We start from the raw sequence: 22,452 nt of genomic DNA on the forward strand, positions 1-22,452 counted from the left end.
CGTTAATCCCGAGCTATCCCCGGGGCTCAAACGGTAGTCCCGCGTATCTCCGTCAACACCGAAAGTGCCTCGTCCGCGCGATCAACGGGAACGAGAATGTGATCGTGGTAGTAACCGGCGATTGCGTTGCAGGGAATTGCTGCCTTGGCGAGATGTGCCGATACGACGGCCAGAAAACCAACCGCCTCCAGGCTCGAATGCACTTTGAGCGTAATGAGCCGCGCCTTGAATGTGTACGCCAATGCGTAATTGTCGGCATCCCGCAAATCCAGCACAGCGGTCAACCCTTCGACTTCCCTGAAAGTGAAAAGCGCCGACAAGCCTTCGGGCAGCGCGAAATCGGGAAAGGAGCAGTAGACGTAAACCGGCTCAGCCATCTCCGGCTCGATCGTCGCACATAGCGTCGCAAGGTTTTTCTCGCTCAATGATTCCTCCATGAGTTGAGGTGCCTCAACTGAACCTTACACCACCGCTTACCGCTTCCTGCCGCCAGAAAAATTAAATACCCCGGAAAATTATTAACCGCCCCGATGACGAGCTGAATCCTGTCTATCCTCAGGTCACCACATACATAAAATTAAATACTTCCATCAATCCGAACCGCGGGGAGTTCACGCTTCCGACGGAGGCCGACATGAGTCACGGCGTTACATCGTCGATCCTGATGGACCGAATCTCAATCAGGCAGTCCCTTTTTGCCTGCAATCCTGCCTGGCAATCGCCGAAAGCGGATACGTGGCGCGCCGTTTCCGATATCGCCGTGGACTGGATGATAATCGCCCTCTCTGTCCTCGTCGTATATCGACTCGGATGGGCGATCGCTCCAATCGCATTGGTCACTATAGGGAATCGACAGCGCGCACTGGGCAATCTTCTGCATGAAGCCAGTCACGGCAACCTGAGCCAGAATCGTCGCATCAACGATTCCCTTGCGCATCTCCTGCTTGCCCCTCCTCTATTGAACAGTCTGACTGTCTACCGCGAGCTGCACGCACGCCACCACGCATGGCTGGGTGACGTACAGCGCGACCCCGACCTGCTGCCTCCACTGGCACACGAAGGAGACTCTTGGCTTCGCGTCTACACCCGATATCTTGTCAAATTCCCGATCCTTCGTGGATCGATCATGGGTCATTTGACGAACGGCCATTGTCGCCGTCGCCAGCAGCTATATATTGCGGCGTGGTGGACGGTGACGACGTCGCCGCTGTTCGTCGTCAATGCCCATCTCGGGACGATATTCCTCGCGCTGTGGCTCGGCGCGCGTATCACCGTTTTCCATGCCATCACGACCTTCCGGGAGATGACCGACCATTACGGTCTCAAACCCGGAGGTATCTTCAGTTCTACGCGCGAAATTCCAGATAACGGGGTGTCGTCGACTTTGATCCACCCACATCACAACGGCTACCATCTCACGCACCATCTTTTCCCGGCCGTGCCGTATCACCAGTTGCCTGCATTACATGCTCAGCTGATGAGCCTGCCGGTCTTCAATGAGCACGCCATCGTATGTCCGTCGTACCTCGTCGGGCAACACTCCAGCGTCTTCGGTTGGGGAGTGAGTCATGGCTGATCGAACATTGAATGTCTGGGAAGTCGCAAGCCTGCTGGTGTCGACCAGTTGCGGAATCGGGTTCTTCCTGGGAACAGGCGAACTCGCACTGCGACAAGGCATGGCCGCCTGCCTGTACGCTGTCGCGACAGCAATCGGTCTTGTAGCACTAGCGCTTTCAGCGGCTCGCCTCCAGAGGACCGGGCAGTCCATCTGGACATATTTCGGCTCACTATATGGTCCCGCCATCAGCCAGCAGGTCGCGGCATTTTCGTTGATCTGGATGACTGGCGTGCTAAGCACCCAGATTCGCGGAGCATCATCAATACTGGCGCTGTCGGGCATGCCGCAAGCCGCCTCGATTATCTCGGTCGATTGCCTCGTGCTCGTATTTTCGTTTCTCAGGATCTCATGGCTCTCCGGCATCTTCGCGCTCTGTATGTGCGGATGCACCGCCGTGCTGGTCCTTGCGTTGGCGGAAACGCACAACTTGATCCTATGGCTTCGCGCGCCGGTGATCTTCGAGAAGTCGATACACATGCAACCGGTTGAGCACACGGCGTTGGTACTACTATCCGTTGCCGTGCTAGTCCTGTGCGGCGCTGACTATCAGCAGTTTCCTGCGATGGCGCGAACTTCGGCGCACGCTCGATCCGGCTGTCTGATTGCTGCGACAATCGTGCTGGGAATCGGATTTCTACCCGCCACTGCGGTCATCGCCGGAGCAAATCTGTGGCATCTCAGCCATCTGGCCGATCAAGCGCAAGTAGTCCCCACACTGCTCATTCGAGTGATCGGCAGTTCCAGTCATGTCATGTCGCGGGCGGTCACATGCGTCTTGATAATAACGGCCCTTGGTTCGGCCTGCTCGATTCTTCGCGCCATGAGCGACGCGACGGCCGCCGTATCTCGCGGCGTCTCCATTCCACCTGGCTTCCACCGGATGCTGCCCATCTTCGCAGCGACACTCATCGCGATCTATGGACAAAGCATTATCAACGTGATGGTGACATTGAACGTCGTCTATCTGGCGGCGGTGGTCCCGTTGCTCATATTGACGTTGCTGGGCTATCCGGTTCTGAACCGGGCTGCGAGGCGATCCATGTTTGTCGGCGCAGGCGTGTCCGCCCTGTGTGCGCTGATTGAATGGACACGTGTTATCCACCTACCGGAAGCGACACCGCTCATACTGGGATGGCCCTGCGCGCTATTTGCGGCCTTGCGATCGCGCGCCGCAATCATCCAGACCAAACCTGACCGCGTCGGTGCGCGAGAAGTCCATCAACGCTCATAGGGATGGGTGGTCCATGGATTCCCGGCCATCGGTGCATAACATCGCATGATGGCCTACGGCCGCTTGTGGAAGACCAAGTTGCGCGCTCGTGTTGACCGCCCGGGGACGACCAATGAAAACGGTCTGCGATGTTCTCGGCGTGGCGCTCTTCTTTGGCGGTGAGAAAAAAACAATCACCAGACGGGCAGGACTGTCGCCGCACCAAGCATACCGGCGACTCGGTGTTGGCCACCCGATTCAGGACCGAGCCGCAAAGCAATCGTTGCAGGTTTGCGCTTGGGTATCGGCACTACGTGTCCTGACCGAGTGGACCGACACCATCCACATGCCGGAAGCAACGCCGCTAATACCGGCATGGCCTTGCGTTCGCTGCATCCCTGCGATTTCGCGCCCCAATCAGCCAGAGAAGATTTCAGTGCCTAACTCCGGCAGAACCGCATCAACGCTCACTGGGATGATCAGTGTCAACAGACTCATCATCATCGCTGAACGACATAGCATGATCACCCGCCTGAATGAGCGCCCGGCGCGCATGACGCACCACAAGTTCGCTAATCGCCTGGGCATTCGACGGGGCAGTTTCCCAATGATGCCAATAGAGGTTGACTTCCACCTTATGCTGAGGCGCGAGGCGCACCAGCTTGCCCGCTTCGATCAGAGAGCTGGCTTGCAGACAGGGAACGAGTCCGTACCCTATCCCCTTCTCGATCGCAGCCAGCAATGCCGACGGTGACGGAAAGTAATGCGTCGCGTAGTTCCGTACCTCAAGGTCCAGAAGTCGCTCGAGAAACAGCGTGTGCAATCCATCCTTCCGGTTGTAGAGCACCGCAGGCGCGGCAAGGACGCCATGCAACCCCAGGCCTTGCGGGAAGAACTTTGCGGCGAACTCCACGTTCGCGACACACTCATACTCCATCATGCCAATGGGTTCAGCGAGAAAACCAGTCGGGGGATTGCTGGAGGTCGAAACACAGCCCATCGCCTCTCCCTTGGTCAGCAGTGGTAGGGTGTAATCCTGATCGTCAACGATCAGTTCGAGAGCTACGTTTCTTTCCGCGATTTCCCAGGCGACAGCCTCGAACCACGTTGCGAGGGAATCCGCATTCACAGCGATAGCCACGCGTGGGTGCATGCCGTCCGTTGGTTTAATCTGCTGCTGCGTTTCCGCCTCGAGCATCTTGAGCACACGGATATGCCTCAGCAGGACCTCGCCTGCTGGCGTGGGGACATTTCCATCTCGCACAACCAGTGGAGTACCGAACTCCTCCTCAAGTGCCTTGAGCCGAAGAGACACCGCACCACGAGTGATACTCAACAACTTGGCGGCACGTCCGAAATGCCGCGTCTCCACAATGGCGGAAAATGCCTCCAACTGTTGTCGATCAAAATTCATGACCAGATTCTGCGCGCTCGTTATGCGCGCTCCATCACGGAAAGCGCGACGGTCTTCTGCGGCTCCAGCACGGCGAGGCGTTTGGCCAACTCGGTGCGGACCGACTCGTAGGCGGACCTGCCGAGCGCCACCCGGAACGGCGGAGACGGACTGTCGATCGCTGCAAGCATCGCATCGACCGTTTTGCTCGCATCGGCCAATTCGAAATAACCCGCGTCGATCGTGCGCCGCAGTTCGCGCACTGGCGTGCCGTCGTACGCGTCGAGCGGCGCCGCTCGATCCAGTCCCGCACCGAAGTTGGTGCGCGTGGGCCCGGGCTCCACGATCACGAAGTCGATGCCGAACGCTGCCACCTCTTGCGTGACGGCTTCGACGAAACCCTCGATGCCCCACTTCGTCGCGTGATACACACTGAAGCCTGGATAGGAAATCTGCCCCCCTTCCGACGACACTTGTACTATGCGTCCGCCGCCCTGCAACCGCAGACGCGCGACGGCGGCGCGAATCAGCTGGATCGAGCCGGTCAGGTTGGTGGCGATTTGCCGTTCGATCTGCGCGTCGCTCAATTCCTCCGCCGCGCCGAACAAGCCGTAACCCGCATTGCTGACGACGACGTCGATCCGTTCGCGAGCCGCGAAGGCATCTGCGACCGCAGCCCGGATCGCATCGGCATCGGTCACGTCGCACGCGACGATTTTCAAGCGATCGCCGTGTTGCGTCTTCAGATCGTCAAGCGCGCCGGGTTTGCGCAGCGTCGCCACCACAGCGTCGCCGCGCGCCAGCAAGCGCTCGGTCAGTCCGCGCCCGAGCCCGCTCGAAGCACCTGTGATCAGCCAGTTTTTCGTCATTGCTCTCTCCGTTAAACGAGTCCGCGATCCATGCTAAGGCGATGTGATTGGTGTGTGAACCACTGTCAATTAGCATGAGCCGTTGAAGGAACGACAGCGGCCCACGTTCTCGCTCTTCGTTGATGCCAGCAATCGACGTTCGCCTGGCTCCAGGTCATGCGACGATGTCTGTCCGGTCGTTGCCACCGTGCGGCAACCTGTTAGGGATCTCATCGAGCTTGTCCCCGAGAATACGCCGCACCACCACGTAGAACACAGGGATCAGCAGCAAACCGAGGACGGTCGCGAACAACATTCCGCCTATTACCCCTGTACCGATTTCGTGCCGGGATGACGCTCCCGCTCCGGTAGAAATCACGAGTGGGAAAACCCCGAGGATGAAGGCCATCGATGTCATCAGGATCGGTCGCAGCCGCAACTTTCCGGCCGTCAACACAGCGTCGTATAAAGTCATGCCCCTGGCCTGTCCGTCGACGGCGAATTCGACAATGAGAATCGCATTCTTTGCTGCAAGACCAATCACGGTCACCAGACCAATCTTGAAGTAAATGTCATTTGGAATGCCACGTAGCAGACAGAAGGTCAGCATGCCGAGCATACCGAGCGGAACCACGAGCAGAACGGCCACCGGTATCGACCAGCTCTCATAGAGTGCCGCGAGGCACAGGAATACCACGACGATCGACAGAATCATCAGCAACGTCGCCGAATTGCCAGAGAGAACTTCCTGGTAGGACTGACCGGTCCAGTCCGCGGCGAAGCCCGGTGGCAGCCGAGTATCGACAATATGCTGCAGTGTCTGCATGGCCTGCCCGGTCGAATAGCCAGGCGCGGGATTGCCCACAATCTCAATGGCCGAATAGCCGTTATAACGCGGCAATGCGACGGGACCAACATCCCAATGTGTTTTCACCACGCTCGACAACGGAACCATGTTGTACGGACTCAGCGAACTATTGGTCGCCGTCGGGTTGACCTGGGTCAGGTACCCGCTGGTGTTGGTGGTTTCACCAGAAGTACTGGTGGCACCGGTTGACGCGCTGCTGATCCCGCTGGGCGTGTAGATATGCTGGAACGCGTCGATCCCCATCCGGTACGGTGCATCGGCCTGCAGATACACGCGCTTGACACGACCCGCATAGGTGAACTGGTTCACATAGTACGGAGCCAGCTCCATCTGGATGGCGTTATAGACATCGGTCAGCGAGAGCCCCATTGCTTGCGCCTGCACGCGATCGACGGACATCTCAAGTTGCTGCGCATCGGGAAGCGAATTGGGCCGAACACCATACAGCGTCGCGTTTTTTGCGGCATTACCAAGCAGAACGCGTCCGGCCTGCGCCAGTTCCGCGCGCGACTGACCCGCACGAGCCTGCAGGTACATGTCGATTCCGCCGAATTGGCTCAACCCGCGGATGGTGGGAAGATCGACGACGAAGACGCGCGCGTCCTGGAGTCCATGCAATATACGGTTCGCCTGCGGAATGAGCTGCATCGCGCTCTCGGAGCGCTTGTCCCAGTCGGTCAACTGGATAAACGCCATCCCCACGTTTTCGCTACTGCCCACGAAGCTGTAGCCTTCCACCTGGTAAACACCAGCGATGTCCCTGCCAATCGGGCTATGTTTGAGCCTGTCCGACATCGCGTCCATGACTTCTTCGGTACGCTGGAGCGTGGCGCCAGTTGGCAGATTGACGAGTGCGAGCATGAAACCCTGATCCTCATCCGGCACGAAGCTGGTCGGCAGATGCACATATAGAAACCCAGCCAGCACGGAGAGCAATACAAACACCACCATCCAGCGCGGCGCGTGACGTACCGCACCGCCGATCTGGCGCGCGTAACGCTCGTTGATCCGCGCAAGCCCCTTGTCGAACCAGCGGAAAATGAAGTTCTTTTTCTCTTCGTGCGTGGGCTTGAGAATCGCCGCGCAGAGCGCCGGCGTGAACGACATGGCAAGGAACGCCGACACCAACATCGAAACCGCAATAGTCAACGCAAACTGAGCGTAGATGATGCCGGTGGCTCCCGGCTGTAACGCCGACGGAATGAACACGGCGGCCAACACCACGGTGATTGCGAGAATGGCACCGGTAATCTGCCCCATCGCCTTGCGGGTAGCCTCTTTGGGTTCGAGATGTTCCTCGCTCATGATGCGCTCGACGTTCTCGATCACGACGATCGCATCGTCCACCACAATGCCGATTGCCAGCACCATCCCGAACAGGGTCAGTTGATTGAGTGTGAAGTGCAGCGCCGAGAGGCCGATAAAGGTACCCAGCAGCGCCACAGGGATCACGAGGGTCGGAATAATGGTGGCGCGCAGGTTCTGCAGGAAGATCAGCATCACCACAAAGACGAGCGCAATCGCCTCCAGCAGCGTGCGCACCACATCGGCGATCGAAGCCGAAATAAACGGCGTCGTGTCATAAGGCACATTCCAGGTGACGCCAGCCGGAAGATCCTTGGCGAGTGTAGCCATTTCGGCCTTCACCGCTTTGGCCACCGCAAGCGCATTGGCGCCCGGCAGCAGATAGATGCCCATGCCGCCGGCCGCTTTGCCCTGATAGACAGAGGCCGAGCCGTAGCTTTGCGCACCGAAAGTGATGCGTGCAACATCGCTTAACCTGACCACGGTGCCGTTGCTGTTGGTCAACAGGATGATGTCGCGAAACTGCTTCAGTGAAGAGAAGAGCGTGTCACCTGATACCGAAGCAGTAAACACTTGCCCCTTCACGGCCGGATCGGAACCGAGCGAGCCCGTTGCGAACTGCGCGTTCTGGGCGCTTACAGCGTGGAGCACCTGGGTGGTCGACAGGCCATACCCTTGTAGCTTGTCCGGATTCAGCCAGATGCGCACGGCGTATTCAGAGCCCAGCGAGAGCGTGTTACCAACGCCATTGACCCGTGCGATCACCGGCTGGATCTGCGACGCGATGATATCGTTCAGGCGCGCGGCGTCGATGGCCGGATTGCTCGACTGCAGGGAAAGGAACATCAAGATGTCCGGACTCGCCTTGGCGACGACCACACCCTGCTGTGTCACCTGGGCCGGCAGCAGCGGTTGGGCCAGATTGACCTTGTTCTGAACCTGCACTTCCGCAATGTCCGGATTTGTGCCGGTCTCGAAACTCAAGGTGATTGTGACGGTGCCGTTGGAGTTCGAGGTAGAACTGAAATATAGCAGGTTGTCGATGCCGGTGAGCTGCTGCTCGATCACCTGGGTCACAGTCGATTCCATGGTCGCGGCATTCGCACCAGGATACGTGGCCGTTACGGTGACCTGAGGTGGCGCGACGTCCGGATAAGAGTCGATGCCAAGATGCATCATCGAAATGACACCGATGATGCAGATCAGAATCGGGATCACCCACGCAAAGACGGGGCGATCGATAAAAAATCGAGGCATGGGGCAGCTTCCTTAGTGTTCGTTGACGGCAGTCCGGCTGCCTGCAGCCAATGCTGATCCGTCTTGCGGCGCGGCCGCCGACGGCGCATGCCATGGATGAGACTTGACAGGATCGCCCTCATGCAGACCTTGCAGACCGGAGACAATCACCTGATCGCCGGCCGTAAGGCCTGTGGTAACGATCCAGTTGGTGCCCAAGCTGTCGTTGGCGGCCACATCCTCGCGCGCCACCTTGCCGCTCGCATCGGCAACGAATACATAAGCGCCTACGGTGTCACGCTGAAGCGACTCCTGTGGCACCAGGAACACGTTGCGCTGTTGGCCCAAGGTCACGTTCAACGTCACATACATGCCCGGGAGTAGCGTGCGCTGAGGGTTCGGTACCAGTGCACGCAGATTGACCGCACCCGTAGTGGCATTCACGGAGACGTCGGAGAAGTCGAGGGTGGCCAGTTTGGCGTACGCGCTGCCGTCTGGCAGCGTGATCTGCACGGTCGTCCTGTCTGGCTCGGCGAGCGCGACGTCGCCGCGGGCACCTGCTTCTCGCAGCATCAGCAGATCCGCGGCGCTCATGGTGAAGTTCACGTAGAGCTGGTCGATGTCGTTCACGGTGGTAAGCAAGGTGCCGCCGGAGCCAGCATCGGAGGTACCGCTACCCACGAGGGCGCCGACGGTCACTAGCTGCTGACCGGCAATGCCGCGGATCGGCGAGGTCACCTTGGTATAGCCGAGGTTGACCTTCGCGCTTTCCACCATCGCCTCATCGGCCTTTACTTTAGCCGCGTCACTGCGCACTGTCGCATCGGCGTTGTCAACTGTCTGTTGCGACACGGAGCCGACCGGCAGCAGCTGGTGATAACGCGCCGCGTTGACCTTGTCGTTCATCCAGGTAGCCCGATCTTCGCCGAGGATGCCGAGGTCGTTGTTGAGCTGCGCCTGATAGTACGCAGGATCGATCTCGAAGAGCACCTGTCCGGCCTGGACGTCGCTACCTTCCTTATAGACCCGTTTGGTCAGGACACCGGACACGCGCGCCGTGACGTTGGCGCTGAGATACGGCGCAAGACGTCCGATCAGATGGCGCGTCAGGGCAACACTCTGCGGCTGGACGGTGATCACGCCGACCTGCGGCCGCGGAGCTGCCGAGCTGTGACTGGATTTTGCGCAGCCGGAAAGCGCTGACAGTATGAAAAGGACAACGCACAGCAACGGTAGTGACTTCATGAAGACTCCAGTTTTTCCCAATTCCCGACGCAACCGGCTATCGCTGGACTCGATGCTTCGCCCCCCAAAGCGGCTAAGTTCAAGGCGATCTTTCATTGCGACCTCGCCCCCGATTTTTGATCCGAGGATTGCTGCGCAGCGTTCGCACTGATGCTGACTGCCGCACCCCTGGCGTCATCCCACTGCCATCCGCCGCCAAGGTTCTTGACTAGCGTGACGCTGCTCTCAGTCAATGCCGCCTGCGTATCTCTCAGGCTCTGCCCGGCCCGCAGCAACGTGATCTGTTGGGTCAACAGGGCTTGTTCGCTTGTCGTGCCGGCCCGCATCTGGGCCTGCTGGCTAGAGAAGAGCCGCTGATTGCGCTCGTAGATGTTCGCGTACGCCTGCTCCTGCTTACACAGGTGGTTGTAAGACGATAAGCTATCCTCAACGCTCTGGAACGCCGAGAGCACGGTTCCGCGATATGTGGCGATCTGTTCGTCGTAGGTGGCCTCGGCTTCGTGGACGGCCGCCGAGCGCGCGCCGCCGTCGAAGATCGTGGCGGCGAGATCCGGTCCGAGTGTCCAGAAGCGGTTCGGCACCGAAAACAGGTTCGCCAGCGCGTTATGCTCGAAGCCGCCTTGCGCCGACAGCGTCAGGGTCGGGAAGAACGCGGCCTTTGCTACACCGATCCTGGCGTTGGCCGCGGCGGCCGTGCGCTCCGCACTCACGACGTCATAGCGCCGTTCCAGAAGTTGCGACGGGAATCCCGGTGGCACGACGGGTGTCGTGAAGACATAGCCGGGCTGCGGCGGCAGGGCGAAGCTGGCCGGTGGCGTACCGGTCAGCACTGCGATGGCATGCTCGTCCTGCTCGCGTGAAGTCTCCGTGGCTTGCAGCTCAGCGATCACGAGTTCGAGCGTGTCCTGCGCCTCGAGGACTTCGTCGTTTGACACTGTTCCCTGTACGAAGCCAGCGCGGTCCATCTCCAGAATCCGCGCGTCGATGCCCTGCTGCTGCTTCAGTGAAGCGATGTCGACATCGGCCTGACGCAGCGAGAAATAGTCCACCGCGACGCTGGCGGCGATCGAGAGGCGTTCGCCGGCGAGCTGGGCGTCGCTTGCCTGAGCGCTGGCTTTGGCCGACTCGATCTCGCGCCGAACACTGCCCCACAGGTCGACCTCCCAGCTAGCGGAAGCGCTGACACTCGCGAGATTGCTCATGTACGGCTGCCCCGTGACGCTCTCGACCGCGGCCGTGCGCGCGCGCGATCCGGAGGCGTCCAACCCGACTGTCGGGAAGAGGCTCGCGACATTTGCATCGATCGTGGCCCGGGCCAGCCGGTATGCGGCTTCCGCAGAGGCGATCGACTGGTTGGCCCTGAGCGCCTGATTCACGAGGCTCGACAGCGTGTCGTCGTGGTAGTCGAGCCACCAGGTGCTCGAAATGGCGCCCTGCGGGTTCACCTGAGCCCGCTGCCAGTCCGTGCCTTCCTTAAAGGTAGCAGGGATGTCCTGGGGTGGCTTGTGATAGTCGGGGCCGACGGCGCAGGCTGCCACGAATAGTGTGGCAGCGAACAAGCAGCCAAGCCGCAGGGTCCGTGTTGTCCACGGTACCTCCCGGCGGCTCGCCTCGGAATCGATAAACGGCATCCTCATGTCACGCTTCCTTCTCTCTTTGCAATGCAGCTTCAAGGTATCGCGCTCAGTCGATACAGTCGTAACCCATCAGTTCGAGATGCAGCTGAACGAACCACCTATGCTCGCAGTCGAGCTCGATCGATGTCCCGTCTTCGCCCGTGCCATGCAGCCTGACATGACCAACCGCATAAGCAGCCCGGAATGCCCGTAGCGCGAACAACCGTAGCGCGAGTGCGACCGCCAGCGCGAGCAGCACTAACGCGGCCCGAACGTTCGTCGGAGGCTCGCCTGCATCGAGCAGATCGAACATTACGTAGAGAGCACATCCCGGAACGGCCGCGATCAGCAGGAAAACAGCGAGCAGCACGAAATGCGCGCGCAGGCTCGTCGCAAGACTCCGCTTCATCGGGAACGCTGCAGAGACTGACGGATGGCACGGGGGATGACTCTCCGGCGCATTGTCGTCAACGCAGTCGCCAGCGCCATGCCGTGTGGCAGGGAAGGAGTTGCCTTCAAGTGGGTCCTAAGATCGGGCGAAAAGTGGCACCAGTTTAGGAGCACTCGACTTACCGCTCACTTACCAGGATGCCAGTCCGTCTGACTGAGATCAGGCCGGTAAGTATCGGGTAAGACTGTCGAACTGATAATTGAATGGCCGTCGTGGAGTTGTCCAGTTACCCGAACCGAACTGATTGGTCTATTGAAGCCGTGCTAACGGAACTGCACGTCCCATGCCCCCTCGTATACTTGTCGTCGACGCTGACGCCGGACTGCGCGATCCGGCAAACCGCTATCTCGCCAACCAGGGCTTCGAGATCTCCATATTGCGCGACGCGGGTTCTTTACAGCATCAACTCAGGCGCAATCGTCCCGACCTCATTGTGCTAGATGTGATGATGCCCGGCGCAGGCACCCTGACGGCACTGCGTAACCTGCTCGCAGCGGGCGATGAGATTCCTGTCGTTATGCTGACCGCCCGCGTGGACGTAGAGGACAGCATCGTGGGAGTCGAACCCGGTGCCGACGATTACCTCGGCAAATCCAGCAATCCCCGCGAGCTGCTGGCGCGCACGCTAAGTCACGAAGACAGGTTACTCAGACTGTCTGAGCGCGAGTTCGCGTTGGTCAAAATCTTCGCTGCCGCGTCAATGCACGTATTCACATCCGAAGCGCGCCACCGGCAACCGTCAGCAATCCGGAATGTTCCAGATCCCGGGCATTCATTCGCGGAAAGACAGCGACGAGACATCTGAGACAATTTTTAAACAGACAGGAACGCGACGCATTTTTACACTGGCTTTGTCGTGGCCAAACTACTTTGGCGCGGCTTCAACCTAGAGGACGATACCCATGAAAATCCGGCTTTTTGCCTTGTCTGCCGCAGCAACCGTACTGGTTTGTGCCGACTGTCCCGCATTTGCGGGCGTAGCCGTCGGCGTTTCCGTCGGTGCACCAGCTGCCGTGGTCCCAGCACCAGTTGCCGTGGTCCCAGCTTATGTACCACCGCCTCCCGCGGTGGTGGTGGCGGCGCCGGTGATCGCGCCAGCACGGATCGCAGTGGTGGCCGCGCCCACACGGGTAGCAGTAGTGGCCGCGCGCCCAAGAGTAGGAGTAGTAGCCGTTCACGGTGGGTACCATCACGGCGGGAACTAGCGGTAGCGGCACGCTTGGCATCCCCCCAATAAACGCTGAATCTGCGCTCTTCAATGTACCGGCCAGCAGTGCCCACATCATGCCAAATGTCGTTTCCAGGGTCACCGATACCCGGCAGGGCCGCATTATCGTTCTCGACGACGAAGCGGTCATCCGTAACATGCTCCAGCGATACCTCATCTCACATGGCTTTGAAGTGCGTGCGGTACGCAACGGCATGCAGCTCGCGACGACTCTCGAACGCCACTCGTACGATCTACTGATTCTCGACGTGATGATGCCGGACGAGGACGGGCTTTCGATATGCAGGCGACTGCGAGCAGAGGGCGAAACACTGCCGATCCTGATGCTGACTGCGCGCGGTGACCCTGTCGACTGCGTGATAGGCCTTGAGCTCGGCGCGGACGATTATCTGGCGAAGCCGTTTCTGCCGAACGAGTTGCTGGCTCGCGTACGTGCCCTACTGCGTCGCCGGGACATGCTGAGGCAGCAGCTGGACGCCACCGACGGAGCGATGCCGGGAAAAGATGTTGCCTTGTTGCGCTTTGGCCCGTTCAGGCTTGATATCGGACGGCGGATTCTGTCCCGCGATGACAACCTCCAGGTCGATATCGGCAACAGTGATATGCAACTGCTGTGCGCGCTCGCGCGCACGCCAAATCGCCCGGTGAGCCGGGCGAAGCTGATTGAACGGGCCAGGGGCGCCGGGTCCGACGCGTCTGGACGGATCGTCGATATGCAGATCTGGCGAATCCGTCAGATTGTCGAAACAGATGTTTCTTCGCCACGCAATATCCGCACGGTATGGGGCGTCGGATATATGCTTGTCGCGAGGTTCGATGTATGACCGGATTGTTGCCACGTTCGCTGCTAGGACGCAACCTCCTGCTTCTCCTGCTTCTCGTCGTCGCCAGCGACATTTCAACGTTCACGATATTTTTTGTTTTCATCGAGACTCCTCGCATCGATGAGGCCGCATCGCTGTTTGCATCTCAGACGAGACAGGTCGAGCGGTTGCTGAGGGCGCTGCCACCTCAGGTCCGATACAACGAGCTCGTAGCCATCAACGGCGGTGAACAGGCACCACCGGCAAATGCGGATACGGATACGGATACCCACAGCTTTTCAGCTCACCGGTTCTTGCAGACCCTCACGCAGCACTTGCCATCCGGTACGCTGGTTAGCCTGGAAGGCGGCAAGGACAGCCGCCGGATATGGATTCAGCTTCGGATCGGCGAGGGGCTCGAGTGGGTAATGTTGCCGGTCCCGGCCGAAATCAGTCACCAGTTGCCGTGGAGTCTGATTGCGCAACTGCTGACCATCGCCGCATTCCCCGCACTCGGCGCATGGCTCATCCAGCGGTACACAGTGGTGCGACTGCAACGCCTCGCACGTGCGGCGACAACGGTCACACATGGTGGGTGGCCCGAACCGGTGCCCGTCGACGGACCCGTCGAGTTTATTACAGTAGCGAGCACGTTCAATCAGATGGTCGCGTCGCTCGCGGAAATGGATGCAACCCGAACAGAGATGCTTGCGGGCATTTCACATGACATCCGTACTCCGCTCACGAAACTGAGGATGGCGATTTCAGCGCCCGAGGCATTCGAGGCTCCGTCTGCGAGTGCAGAGCACTTCGTCGCAGAGATTGACGTCATTGTCGAGCAATTTATTGATTTCGGACGCAGTTGGGACAGCGAGCCAGTTGCGCAAGGGGATCTTAACGCGCTGGTCGATCAACTCGCGGCTGACTATGTCGGTCTCGGATACATCTTCCAGGTATCACTGGCGCCGTTGCCATCGATCCCTTTCCCGCCCGTCGGCATGCAGCGGGTGCTGATGAATTTGATGCACAACGCGGTAATCCATGGCCGGATCGGACTCGCTGTCCGCACATGGACAGAGCCCGGTTACGTCGTGCTCAGCGTGGAAGACGAGGGGCCAGGAGTGCCGGAAGCACAACTGCCATTGCTCAAACAGCCGTTCCGGCGTATTGCCTCACCGGGCAAGGCGGGCGGTACCGGACTTGGCCTCGCGATAGCCGAGCGCATAATCCGTTGGCACGGAGGTAGGCTGGATCTGAGCCTGCGAACCGAAGGTGGCCTCGCGGCGACGCTGCGTCTTCCCCTTAAATGACCTGTGTCCGGGGCGGACTCCATTGGGCTTTGTACCCGCTGGAACGCCACCTCTTCACGGCGCACGCCAATTACCGTCATGACGCTGTCGGGACACAACGACTTAATTCGCAGGCATGCCAATCACTTAACATATCGGAGAAAAGAGTTAGATCAAAGGTAGCATCTCTTGTCTACGGAGTCTTGCCGGCCTGAGTCGTCGCAAAAAATTCAACCAGGATGCTCCCCACCAGCTTTGGTTTTCCGTTCAGATCTTCGTTCCAGGGCGACGAGTGGTCGGCTCCGGCGAGCTCGATACATTCGCAATAAGGTAATGTCGCCTTCAATGCAACGAGTGCCTTCTTAAGATAGTCCGGACTCCTGCTTCCACCGATCAGTAGCACAGGGGTACTCACTGCGCGAAGATCGTGTAGATGCTGATTCATGCTTGACACGACATTGAAGTCGTAACGCATCGCGGAAATCAACTCCCTTAACGATGCATACGAAGTCGACCGACTATCATCGACGCGCAACGCGCGTGCCGCACCGAGCCGAAGAATCCAATGAGGCACAAACTGCAAAATCCGGGGTCCCAGACCGACGATGCGCATCGCCGTGGCGAGCGCGTCGTCCAGTCGTTCGCGTTCAACCTGCGTATTAAAGCGCGCGACGAGGTGCGTTGCCATCCTGCCCAGATAGAACGGTGGCTCGTACACTGCCGCGCGTTCGATCGGCAGGCCTCTTCGGAGGCTTTCAAGAACTATCATCGCTCCGGAACTTAGCCCGAAGAGGAATTGAGCGCCCGTATGCTCGAGAAGGACCCGAATGTCGTCGACATCTTTTTGAATCGAATGTTGAGCATCGTAGGGGCGCGGGCTCAATCCACGTCCGCGCCGATCCGGCACATGGACGGTAAATTTGTGAGACATCGCGAGAGCGAGCTGATGGTAATTCCGTGTGGTCCCCATCGCACCCTGAACGAGGACAACACCAGGCCCATCACCAAATGACTCGTATCCGATTGACGTACCGTCGGACGACGTCACCCGCCCGTTTGCAATCGATGTTTCCAATATCATGGCAGTGCTGTCGCTTACTAAGTTCGCTATCTTCAGACACTGGACGATCGCGGACGACCGAGCTTCACCATCTGCCGAAACATGAATTGCGGCGCAACGCGGCTGGCGATTTTCAGCACATTGCTCAGGCCCGGACGAACTTCCTGTTTCCCGGCTTCGATACCGTCGATGGTGTGTTTAACGAGCACACTGACGTCCATGCCTTTCTCCCCTTTCATTTCCTCGGCGAACTCGCCCCTGAACAGCGGTGTCTCGGTGCCGGGAGGGGCCAATTCGACGATTGACACGAAGGAGCCTTCCAGTTGCGCCCTCAGACACCGTGTATATGCGTGGATCGCAGCTTTGGACGCGCTGTAGATCGGAGCCGCCGGAAAAGGAACAAACGCGAGGCCAGACGACACATTCACAATCAAGCTGCCCTTCTGACGCAAGAGTAGGGGGAGAAACGTTTGGACCATCCAAATGGTGCCGTTCAGATTCCCGTTGATCTCGGCTGTCAGATCGTTCAATTGATACTGCTGATCAAGCTTGATATTGCGCATCGCGCCCGCGTTGTTCACAAGGGTGTCTAACAGAGGAAAACTGGCTGACACCTTTTGATAAAGCAACTCGATGCTCGCCGGATCGCTAACGTCGCTTTGAAAAGCGTGGAGGCCTAGTACGGCTTGCCGTGCGGCTTCCAGCCTGGCGCGATTGCGCCCGGTGACTATCACGCTGTTACCCCGCGCGATCAGTTGCTTCGCCAGCTCGAGGCCTATTCCACTGCTTCCTCCCGTAATCAAAACGGTCCTTCCATTCAGTTTCACCCGTCATCTCCAGTTGAATTGAGCATTGACGTAGTTTGACGTGCATACTGTCAAAGAGGAAGAAGGCACCTGAAAGTCAGATACTTACCAAATGGAGAGTGTGACCATGAGACGAGGTCCGGCATTTACCAAGGAACAAGTTGCAGCCGCGCAGTACTACGCCAGCCTTACACCGCCGATTGACCTCGATCCGCGGATTGGCTCCCTGGTCAAAGATCTAATAGGTCGCGTTGCAGACAAATGGACGATGTTGATTCTCGACGTCCTCGCGGAAGAATCGCCGCTGCGTTTCAGCCGCCTCGGCGAACGGGTCGAAGGTATCAGTCAGAAGATGCTCACCCAGACCTTGCGCGCGATGGAGCGCGATGGGCTAATCGAGCGTACTGTGTATCCGGTCGTGCCACCGAAGGTGGAGTACAAGCTTACAGACCTGGGAATCACTTTGGGAGCGGCGTTTTGCGGCGTATGGATTTGGGCCGCCAACAATCTGGACGCGGTCGAAAGGGCACGCAACGCCTTTGACGATGGACAGACACAATGAACCAATGAACGGTACGCGTCGATGATCGATCACCGCTTCATTGCGTATGGTCCAGCCCCGGAGAAAACGCGACCGGTGCGGCAGGTAGCGGCACTCCGGCGTCCCGGGCTAACGGCGCACGGTAAGAGCGCTGATTCGACTAGCCATGAGTATATTTTCGCCTGCAGGGACTTATCACGACCAGCGAGAGCGGACCAGCGTTATCGGCTGCGAAGGCAACCGCTTCATTGGCATCGTCCAAAGCAAATTCGGTGACGTTGAACTTCGTCAGGCTGACCAGCCCGGCACGAATCATTGAAACCATTTGCGGGATCGCCACACGCGGGTACATCCATTGACCTCGAAGCGTGACTTCATTGTGCATAAGCCAGACATATGGCAGTGCAGGCTCGTCGTCTCCGGTCTTCCTGACTCCCCCCATGAGCACCAGGCGGCCACCACGCCTGAGCGCCTTCGCACCCGCCAGCACCTGCGACGCAGACGCCCCACGGGGCAATATGTCCAACGCGAGGTCTATCTCCCCTTCCGCGAGTTCGCAGATTCGTCGTGTATCGTCCACGTCTCCTGTCATGCGTACGCAACTCACTCGCGGACCGAGCAGACGAGCCAGTTCATCCAGCTTCTGCTGATTTCGACCAGCGGCCACAACTTTTGCTGCACCCATAGCGAGCGCCGCGACGACTCCGGCGCTGCCGAACCCCCCCGTTGCCCCGTTAACAAGCACAGTATCGCCAGGCTGCAGTTCTCCAGCGAGCAGTCCGCCGAACGGCACCAGCAATTGGCTCAACGCGCACCACTTCCCCGCATCGCGCTCGTCCAGATCACCAATAGGCGTAACATTCTCGGTCGGCACCAGCATCTGCGTCGCAAAGGAACCGTGGTGATAGAAGCGATGCAGAGAAAGGGCCGCTGGATTACGTGCGGTCCACCCTTGCAGAATCGTGTCCGGGTTAATGGCATTGTCACGCGCGCGAATGGTCGGGTCGCAGTAGACCCAGTCGCCAACTGCGAGCCGTGTGGAATCCGGACCCACCGCACGCACCCGGCCGATAGCGCCCGCACCCGGCACGAGCGGCGGCTCCAGCAGGTAATTCCGGGCGCCGGAGAAGACGCCGTGTGCATAGCTCGCCACTCCTGCCGCAACGACGTCAACGATGACTTCGCCTGTTCCAATAACCGGATCGGGTAATGTTTCGATGGAGAGCGGAGTACCGAATGCATTGAGAAGAGCAGCTTTCATTGGAGCCTCGCTGTATGTCAGGTGAAATTCACTAGAGTTGTTTGAGGCTGAACGTGAATTTCGGAAATACGTCTGCTCGCGCTTGCCTTCTGCACCACAGCGCGAATCAGTCGGGCCTCAAGACGCAAACTCGTGCTGGAAATGAATCCACTGCACCGATTGGTGCCCGGCGCAAACGACTCCATTTGTCATCACGATCGACTTCGACAGCACCTCAGGCAATGTGCCCGGGTATCATCTGAAACAGCGTTCTCGGGAGTTTCCTGAGTTGGCGGGACATCAATGCCTCCATCACCACTTCGTATGACTTACCCAATATCTTCGACCGTGCCACGGGGTTGCTCATATCCCCGGCTTTCACAACTATCGGAATCCCGACTGCTTCGCTCAGATCAACTGCCAACAGTCTCGCGGTTTCCTCAACGACGAGATGCGCATCGACGTTCCGCCCGTGCATATGACGAGAATCGCGCGACGAGTCAGCGGTTCGACAAAGAGGAAGGTCATAGCCAGACAGTGAAGCGCGTTCCAATCGAAAGTGAGCTCACTGTCAGGCGCCAATCGTGCACCGCTGCAATTTCCTTGCATATTGCCAATCCCAGGCCCGCGCCATCGTGCCTTGCATCGGGCGCGCGCCAGAATCGCTTGAACAGAAACGGAAGATGATCCTTCCGGATACCAGGCCCTTCGTCAGAAATCTCGATCGATATCCCGTCAATCGTCAACAACACGATGCCGTAAGCAGGGGACGCGTTGATCGCGTTTTCGACGATATTCTTGAGGAGGATGAACAACGCGCTTTTGTCCGCCCAGATCGACGGTGCCGCGTCGCGCTCATCCACACGTAACTTCACCTGCTTTGCATCGGCCTTGCGAGCCAGATAGGCAACGACATCCTGCGCCACGTCGACAATGTTGACTTCGCCGAAGTCGAAATTCTGTGCTTCGCTGACTTCGGCCAGATGTAGCAGCTGTCGCACCTGCCTCGACATCAGGTCGATTTCGCGGAACAAAAGATCTCTTTCCTTGATCTCCGGCTGCAACTCGATCTGCCCGCGGATCAACGTCAGCGGCGTTTGAAACTCATGCGCAGCGGCCGCAAGAAATTGCTGCTGAACCAGAAAGCCGTTCTCGAGCCGTCCGAGCGCGTCGTTGAAGGCATTGATCAACGGCTTGAGCTCACTTGGAACACCATGGGTCGAAAGGCGCGTTTTCAGATGACGCGGAGTTATCTGCGCCGCCGCGTCGGACGCGTCCCGCAACGGCTTGAGCATGCGGCGGATCGTAAACAACAGCACAACGCCGAATATAGCGATTGCAACAAAGAAAATGACCCTGACCGTCGACGGAATGGGCTTGACCTTTGAACTGACCAGTATGTCTATGAACCTGGCGCTCGTCGCGGTCTGCACATAGAACTCGGATTGTCCCCGCAATACCCTGCGCGTCGCGATCGAAAACCGCCGGCCGTCGACATCCGCGTGGGCTATCTTGCCAACGTCGGCAGAAAGGTCGCCCGTCAGCCACGGACCGTCTTTTTCTGCTCCCGCGGATGCAAGCAGGACGTGACCCTGCGCGTCCAGCACACGATATTTGAGCTCGGTGGGCGCAACCTGAAACAGCCAAGCCTGCCGATCGGGAAGCTCCACATCGCGGGGAAAGCCGGAGTCGTCGAACCTGATTGAATCAATTACCCTGGCGAGACTCTCCATCTCTTCACGTCGACCCAGAGTCTGCTCCGGGTAGTGATCGAGAACATGGATAACCATCCCGGCAAGCACGGTCAGGCTGGCTGCGAGCGCGACGACGGTCGTCACCCATAACCGGGCCGACAGACTTCGAATCCAGTGATTGAACATGGCGGCTCTCAGGTTAAAACGGGAGCGGAATTGCTGGGCGTCGGAATACTCATATCGGGTGGATCCGCGGGCGACACGAATCGGTCGCTCTTGCGGTCCGATGGCCGCAGAACGGGTCCCTCATGTGCCTTCGGGTCGCGAAGGCTGCTGCCGTTGCGCCGTAGCGTCCTCCAGGGCAAATCCTGCGCCGCGAAGATTCGTCAGTCGCGCCCTTGCGTTGATCGCGAGAAGTTTCTTCCGCAACCGGTGCACGGTCACGTCCAGCGCATTCGGTGTTACTGCTTCGCCAAGCCCCCACGCGGCATGCTCGAGTGCCAAATGCCGAACAGTTCGGCCACCCGCCTCGACAAGGCAAAGCATGATCTGTAGTTCGGCCGGGGCAAGCAGAACCGATAGCACGCCGCAGCGCATCTCGCGTTGGCGGGGATCTACGACCACATCCGCGTATGACGCAACCAACGTTGTCAGCGTCACCGGGCGGCGCATCAGGGTGCGCACCCGCGCGACCAGCTCGCTCATTGCAAACGGCTTGGTCACGTAGTCGTCCGCGCCGCTTTCCAAGCCGTCGACTCGATCGTGCAAGGCATCGCGGGCCGTGAGCATCAAGCATGGCGTCATCCGGCCCGCCGCACGCAACTCACGCAGGAAAGTCAGCCCATCGCCATCAGGAAGACCACGATCGACAATCAACACCGCGTAGTCGGCCCGGCTCACGCCATAGGTCGCCTCCGAGATATTGCGGAAAACGTCCGCCTCGACTCCCACCCCGGCGAGGGCCTGGCCCACCATGTCGGCAAGGCGTTCGTGATCTTCGACAATTGCAACCCGTGACATGACACTATGCTCACTTGAACTGATAGGTGTAACCGATCCTTATATCCGGGACGTATCTCTTCCCCACAAGCGGACTGTCCGTGATGCCGCCGCCAAAATGCGACACACCAACGTCCAGCAGGAGGCGTTGGTGCCGTGTGAGGTTGTAGTCGACACGGGTTCCCAGCGACGTATTCCAGCTTGCCCGTCCCGTGTACGCCGCGCGCCCGGGGCGAGCCTCCGAGGGGCGTACGCCATAATAGTAATCAACGTATTTGCCGCTCAACCATTCGACGCCAACGTGCGGTGTGATCGAAAAGGTCCCCATTTCGAAGGTCTTGCTGTAATCGACGCCGGCCCGCTCACCCTTGTTCCCGCCTAGCAGGTAGTCCCCGGAGAACGTCCCAAATGCGCTACGCCACGCGAGCGCCGGGCCGTACCAGAATGCACCGTTTCTGTCCTCCATGCCATTCAGGATCGGAGCGTCGGACTGCTTGTAACCGTCACCAAAATTAAATCTCCCACGCAACGCGACACTTACGCCGTCCCAGTTCCCGATCTTCAGGTCGATCGTTGTACCCAGCAAATGCACCCATTTGTCGTCGAAATACACCAGCGGAAACGGCTCGACCTTTGAGCCGTAACCCTTGTACGGCGACTCTCCGATGCTGACACCCCCGCCAAGCCCCCAATGGGTCACATCGGTCGCATTGTTCAGGATCGTAAAACCAGAATTCGCGGTCCCGGTTTGGTCCGTGTCCGCTCCCTGTGCCCACGCAATCTCCGAAGAGAGCCCAAGCAAGATCGTGGACAAAAATATACGGCGAACAGGCAAAGATTTTTTTCTCACAGTCGCTTCCGGAAAGTCAGTGAACAGGATGGAACTGACTTTATGGGAGTTCGACTTACCAGTTACTTACCGACCTGAGAATCGACTATAAACAACGCGGCTCTACGCAACCGTGCTGTAGCTCTTCGGTCGAGCAGATCCATACTCCACCG

The 22,452-nt window shown here is 58.9% G+C and carries 19 protein-coding genes; 6 read left to right on the top strand and 13 right to left on the bottom strand.

Annotation, left to right across the window (positions count from 1 at the left end; translation table 11 throughout):
* Positions 1-26 precede the first annotated feature (26 nt).
* Positions 27-425 carry an ACT domain-containing protein gene (locus tag C7402_RS16510; RefSeq protein WP_309147651.1) on the bottom strand — a complete coding sequence of 133 codons (399 nt, stop codon included), beginning with the start codon at positions 423-425 and terminating at the stop codon, positions 27-29.
* 209 nt (positions 426-634) lie between these two features.
* Here C7402_RS16510 and C7402_RS16515 point away from each other — a divergent pair, with 209 nt between their 5' ends.
* Together C7402_RS16515 and C7402_RS16520 are read left to right on the top strand one after the other, a co-directional pair.
* On the top strand, positions 635-1,576 hold the full coding sequence (locus tag C7402_RS16515) for a fatty acid desaturase (RefSeq protein WP_116611344.1): 942 nt from the start codon (positions 635-637) through the stop codon (positions 1,574-1,576).
* Positions 1,569-2,849: an SLC5/6 family protein gene (locus C7402_RS16520; RefSeq protein WP_116611345.1), complete on the top strand. Its 1,281-nt coding sequence runs from the start codon at positions 1,569-1,571 to the stop codon at positions 2,847-2,849. The genes C7402_RS16515 and C7402_RS16520 overlap by 8 nt, the downstream gene beginning before the upstream one ends.
* A 439-nt stretch (positions 2,850-3,288) precedes the next feature.
* On the opposite strand, the gene C7402_RS16525 is transcribed toward C7402_RS16520, so the two are convergent.
* The 6 genes from C7402_RS16525 to C7402_RS16550 form a co-directional block, all read right to left on the bottom strand.
* Entirely contained in the window at positions 3,289-4,242 is a 954-nt protein-coding gene (locus tag C7402_RS16525) for an HTH-type transcriptional regulator ArgP (protein ID WP_116611346.1), read from the bottom strand.
* Between the two features lie 20 nt (positions 4,243-4,262).
* Positions 4,263-5,090: an SDR family oxidoreductase gene (locus C7402_RS16530; protein WP_116611347.1), complete on the bottom strand. Its 828-nt coding sequence runs from the start codon at positions 5,088-5,090 to the stop codon at positions 4,263-4,265.
* 154 nt (positions 5,091-5,244) lie between these two features.
* Positions 5,245-8,499, bottom strand: a complete 3,255-nt coding sequence (locus C7402_RS16535) for an efflux RND transporter permease subunit (protein ID WP_110329425.1) — start codon at positions 8,497-8,499, stop codon at positions 5,245-5,247.
* A gap of 12 nt (positions 8,500-8,511) precedes the next feature.
* Positions 8,512-9,723, bottom strand: coding sequence for an efflux RND transporter periplasmic adaptor subunit (locus C7402_RS16540; protein ID WP_116611348.1), 1,212 nt, complete (start codon positions 9,721-9,723; stop codon positions 8,512-8,514).
* Positions 9,724-9,815: 92 nt separating this feature from the next.
* Positions 9,816-11,360, bottom strand: a complete 1,545-nt coding sequence (locus C7402_RS16545) for an efflux transporter outer membrane subunit (RefSeq protein WP_116611349.1) — start codon at positions 11,358-11,360, stop codon at positions 9,816-9,818.
* A 46-nt stretch (positions 11,361-11,406) separates the two neighbouring features.
* The gene (locus C7402_RS16550) at positions 11,407-11,748 is read right to left on the bottom strand and encodes a hypothetical protein (protein ID WP_116611350.1); all 342 of its coding nucleotides are present in this window, start codon (positions 11,746-11,748) and stop codon (positions 11,407-11,409) included.
* A gap of 325 nt (positions 11,749-12,073) precedes the next feature.
* Here C7402_RS16550 and C7402_RS16555 point away from each other — a divergent pair, with 325 nt between their 5' ends.
* From C7402_RS16555 to C7402_RS16565, 3 genes are all read left to right on the top strand, one after another.
* Positions 12,074-12,595 carry a response regulator gene (locus C7402_RS16555; protein ID WP_116611351.1) on the top strand — a complete coding sequence of 174 codons (522 nt, stop codon included), beginning with the start codon at positions 12,074-12,076 and terminating at the stop codon, positions 12,593-12,595.
* 479 nt (positions 12,596-13,074) lie between these two features.
* Positions 13,075-13,842: a response regulator gene (locus C7402_RS16560; RefSeq protein ID WP_116611443.1), complete on the top strand. Its 768-nt coding sequence runs from the start codon at positions 13,075-13,077 to the stop codon at positions 13,840-13,842.
* On the top strand, positions 13,839-15,131 hold the full coding sequence (locus C7402_RS16565; RefSeq protein ID WP_116611352.1) for an ATP-binding protein: 1,293 nt from the start codon (positions 13,839-13,841) through the stop codon (positions 15,129-15,131). The genes C7402_RS16560 and C7402_RS16565 overlap by 4 nt, the downstream gene beginning before the upstream one ends.
* Before the next feature lie 172 nt (positions 15,132-15,303).
* Here the strand turns inward: C7402_RS16565 and C7402_RS16570 are convergent, their stop codons facing one another.
* Together C7402_RS16570 and C7402_RS16575 are read right to left on the bottom strand one after the other, a co-directional pair.
* Positions 15,304-16,191, bottom strand: coding sequence for an alpha/beta fold hydrolase (locus tag C7402_RS16570; RefSeq protein ID WP_116611353.1), 888 nt, complete (start codon positions 16,189-16,191; stop codon positions 15,304-15,306).
* 32 nt (positions 16,192-16,223) lie between these two features.
* Positions 16,224-16,997, bottom strand: a complete 774-nt coding sequence (locus C7402_RS16575; protein WP_110329432.1) for an SDR family oxidoreductase — start codon at positions 16,995-16,997, stop codon at positions 16,224-16,226.
* Positions 16,998-17,103: 106 nt separating this feature from the next.
* Here C7402_RS16575 and C7402_RS16580 point away from each other — a divergent pair, with 106 nt between their 5' ends.
* Positions 17,104-17,538: a winged helix-turn-helix transcriptional regulator gene (locus C7402_RS16580; protein ID WP_011488822.1), complete on the top strand. Its 435-nt coding sequence runs from the start codon at positions 17,104-17,106 to the stop codon at positions 17,536-17,538.
* A gap of 139 nt (positions 17,539-17,677) precedes the next feature.
* Here C7402_RS16580 and C7402_RS16585 read toward each other — a convergent pair whose 3' ends face one another.
* The 4 genes from C7402_RS16585 to C7402_RS16605 form a co-directional block, all read right to left on the bottom strand.
* Positions 17,678-18,778: an alcohol dehydrogenase catalytic domain-containing protein gene (locus C7402_RS16585; protein ID WP_116611354.1), complete on the bottom strand. Its 1,101-nt coding sequence runs from the start codon at positions 18,776-18,778 to the stop codon at positions 17,678-17,680.
* Positions 18,779-19,281: 503 nt separating this feature from the next.
* A complete protein-coding gene (locus tag C7402_RS16595) occupies positions 19,282-20,637 on the bottom strand; it encodes a sensor histidine kinase (protein ID WP_116611356.1) in 1,356 nt (451 codons plus the stop codon).
* Positions 20,638-20,757: 120 nt separating this feature from the next.
* Complete coding sequence (locus C7402_RS16600) at positions 20,758-21,471, bottom strand: response regulator transcription factor (RefSeq protein WP_011488827.1); 714 nt, start codon at positions 21,469-21,471, stop codon at positions 20,758-20,760.
* 10 nt (positions 21,472-21,481) lie between these two features.
* Positions 21,482-22,300, bottom strand: a complete 819-nt coding sequence (locus tag C7402_RS16605) for a MipA/OmpV family protein (RefSeq protein WP_049782187.1) — start codon at positions 22,298-22,300, stop codon at positions 21,482-21,484.
* Positions 22,301-22,452: the final 152 nt, after the last annotated feature.

Origin of the sequence: Paraburkholderia unamae (assembly GCF_003096875.1) — a bacterium.
Lineage (GTDB): Bacteria > Pseudomonadota > Gammaproteobacteria > Burkholderiales > Burkholderiaceae > Paraburkholderia > Paraburkholderia unamae.

Coding starts and splice junctions, on each gene's coding strand:
- C7402_RS16570 (WP_116611353.1), bottom strand. CDS start 16,191: ATGATATTGGAAACATCGATTGCAAACGGGCGGGTGACGTCGTCCGAC.
- C7402_RS16535 (WP_110329425.1), bottom strand. CDS start 8,499: ATGCCTCGATTTTTTATCGATCGCCCCGTCTTTGCGTGGGTGATCCCG.
- C7402_RS16540 (WP_116611348.1), bottom strand. CDS start 9,723: ATGAAGTCACTACCGTTGCTGTGCGTTGTCCTTTTCATACTGTCAGCG.
- C7402_RS16545 (WP_116611349.1), bottom strand. CDS start 11,360: ATGAGGATGCCGTTTATCGATTCCGAGGCGAGCCGCCGGGAGGTACCG.
- C7402_RS16525 (WP_116611346.1), bottom strand. CDS start 4,242: ATGAATTTTGATCGACAACAGTTGGAGGCATTTTCCGCCATTGTGGAG.
- C7402_RS16595 (WP_116611356.1), bottom strand. CDS start 20,637: ATGTTCAATCACTGGATTCGAAGTCTGTCGGCCCGGTTATGGGTGACG.
- C7402_RS16565 (WP_116611352.1), top strand. CDS start 13,839: ATGACCGGATTGTTGCCACGTTCGCTGCTAGGACGCAACCTCCTGCTT.
- C7402_RS16555 (WP_116611351.1), top strand. CDS start 12,074: ATGCCCCCTCGTATACTTGTCGTCGACGCTGACGCCGGACTGCGCGAT.
- C7402_RS16585 (WP_116611354.1), bottom strand. CDS start 18,778: ATGAAAGCTGCTCTTCTCAATGCATTCGGTACTCCGCTCTCCATCGAA.
- C7402_RS16580 (WP_011488822.1), top strand. CDS start 17,104: ATGAGACGAGGTCCGGCATTTACCAAGGAACAAGTTGCAGCCGCGCAG.
- C7402_RS16515 (WP_116611344.1), top strand. CDS start 635: ATGAGTCACGGCGTTACATCGTCGATCCTGATGGACCGAATCTCAATC.
- C7402_RS16530 (WP_116611347.1), bottom strand. CDS start 5,090: ATGACGAAAAACTGGCTGATCACAGGTGCTTCGAGCGGGCTCGGGCGC.
- C7402_RS16520 (WP_116611345.1), top strand. CDS start 1,569: ATGGCTGATCGAACATTGAATGTCTGGGAAGTCGCAAGCCTGCTGGTG.
- C7402_RS16560 (WP_116611443.1), top strand. CDS start 13,075: ATGCCAAATGTCGTTTCCAGGGTCACCGATACCCGGCAGGGCCGCATT.
- C7402_RS16600 (WP_011488827.1), bottom strand. CDS start 21,471: ATGTCACGGGTTGCAATTGTCGAAGATCACGAACGCCTTGCCGACATG.
- C7402_RS16550 (WP_116611350.1), bottom strand. CDS start 11,748: ATGAAGCGGAGTCTTGCGACGAGCCTGCGCGCGCATTTCGTGCTGCTC.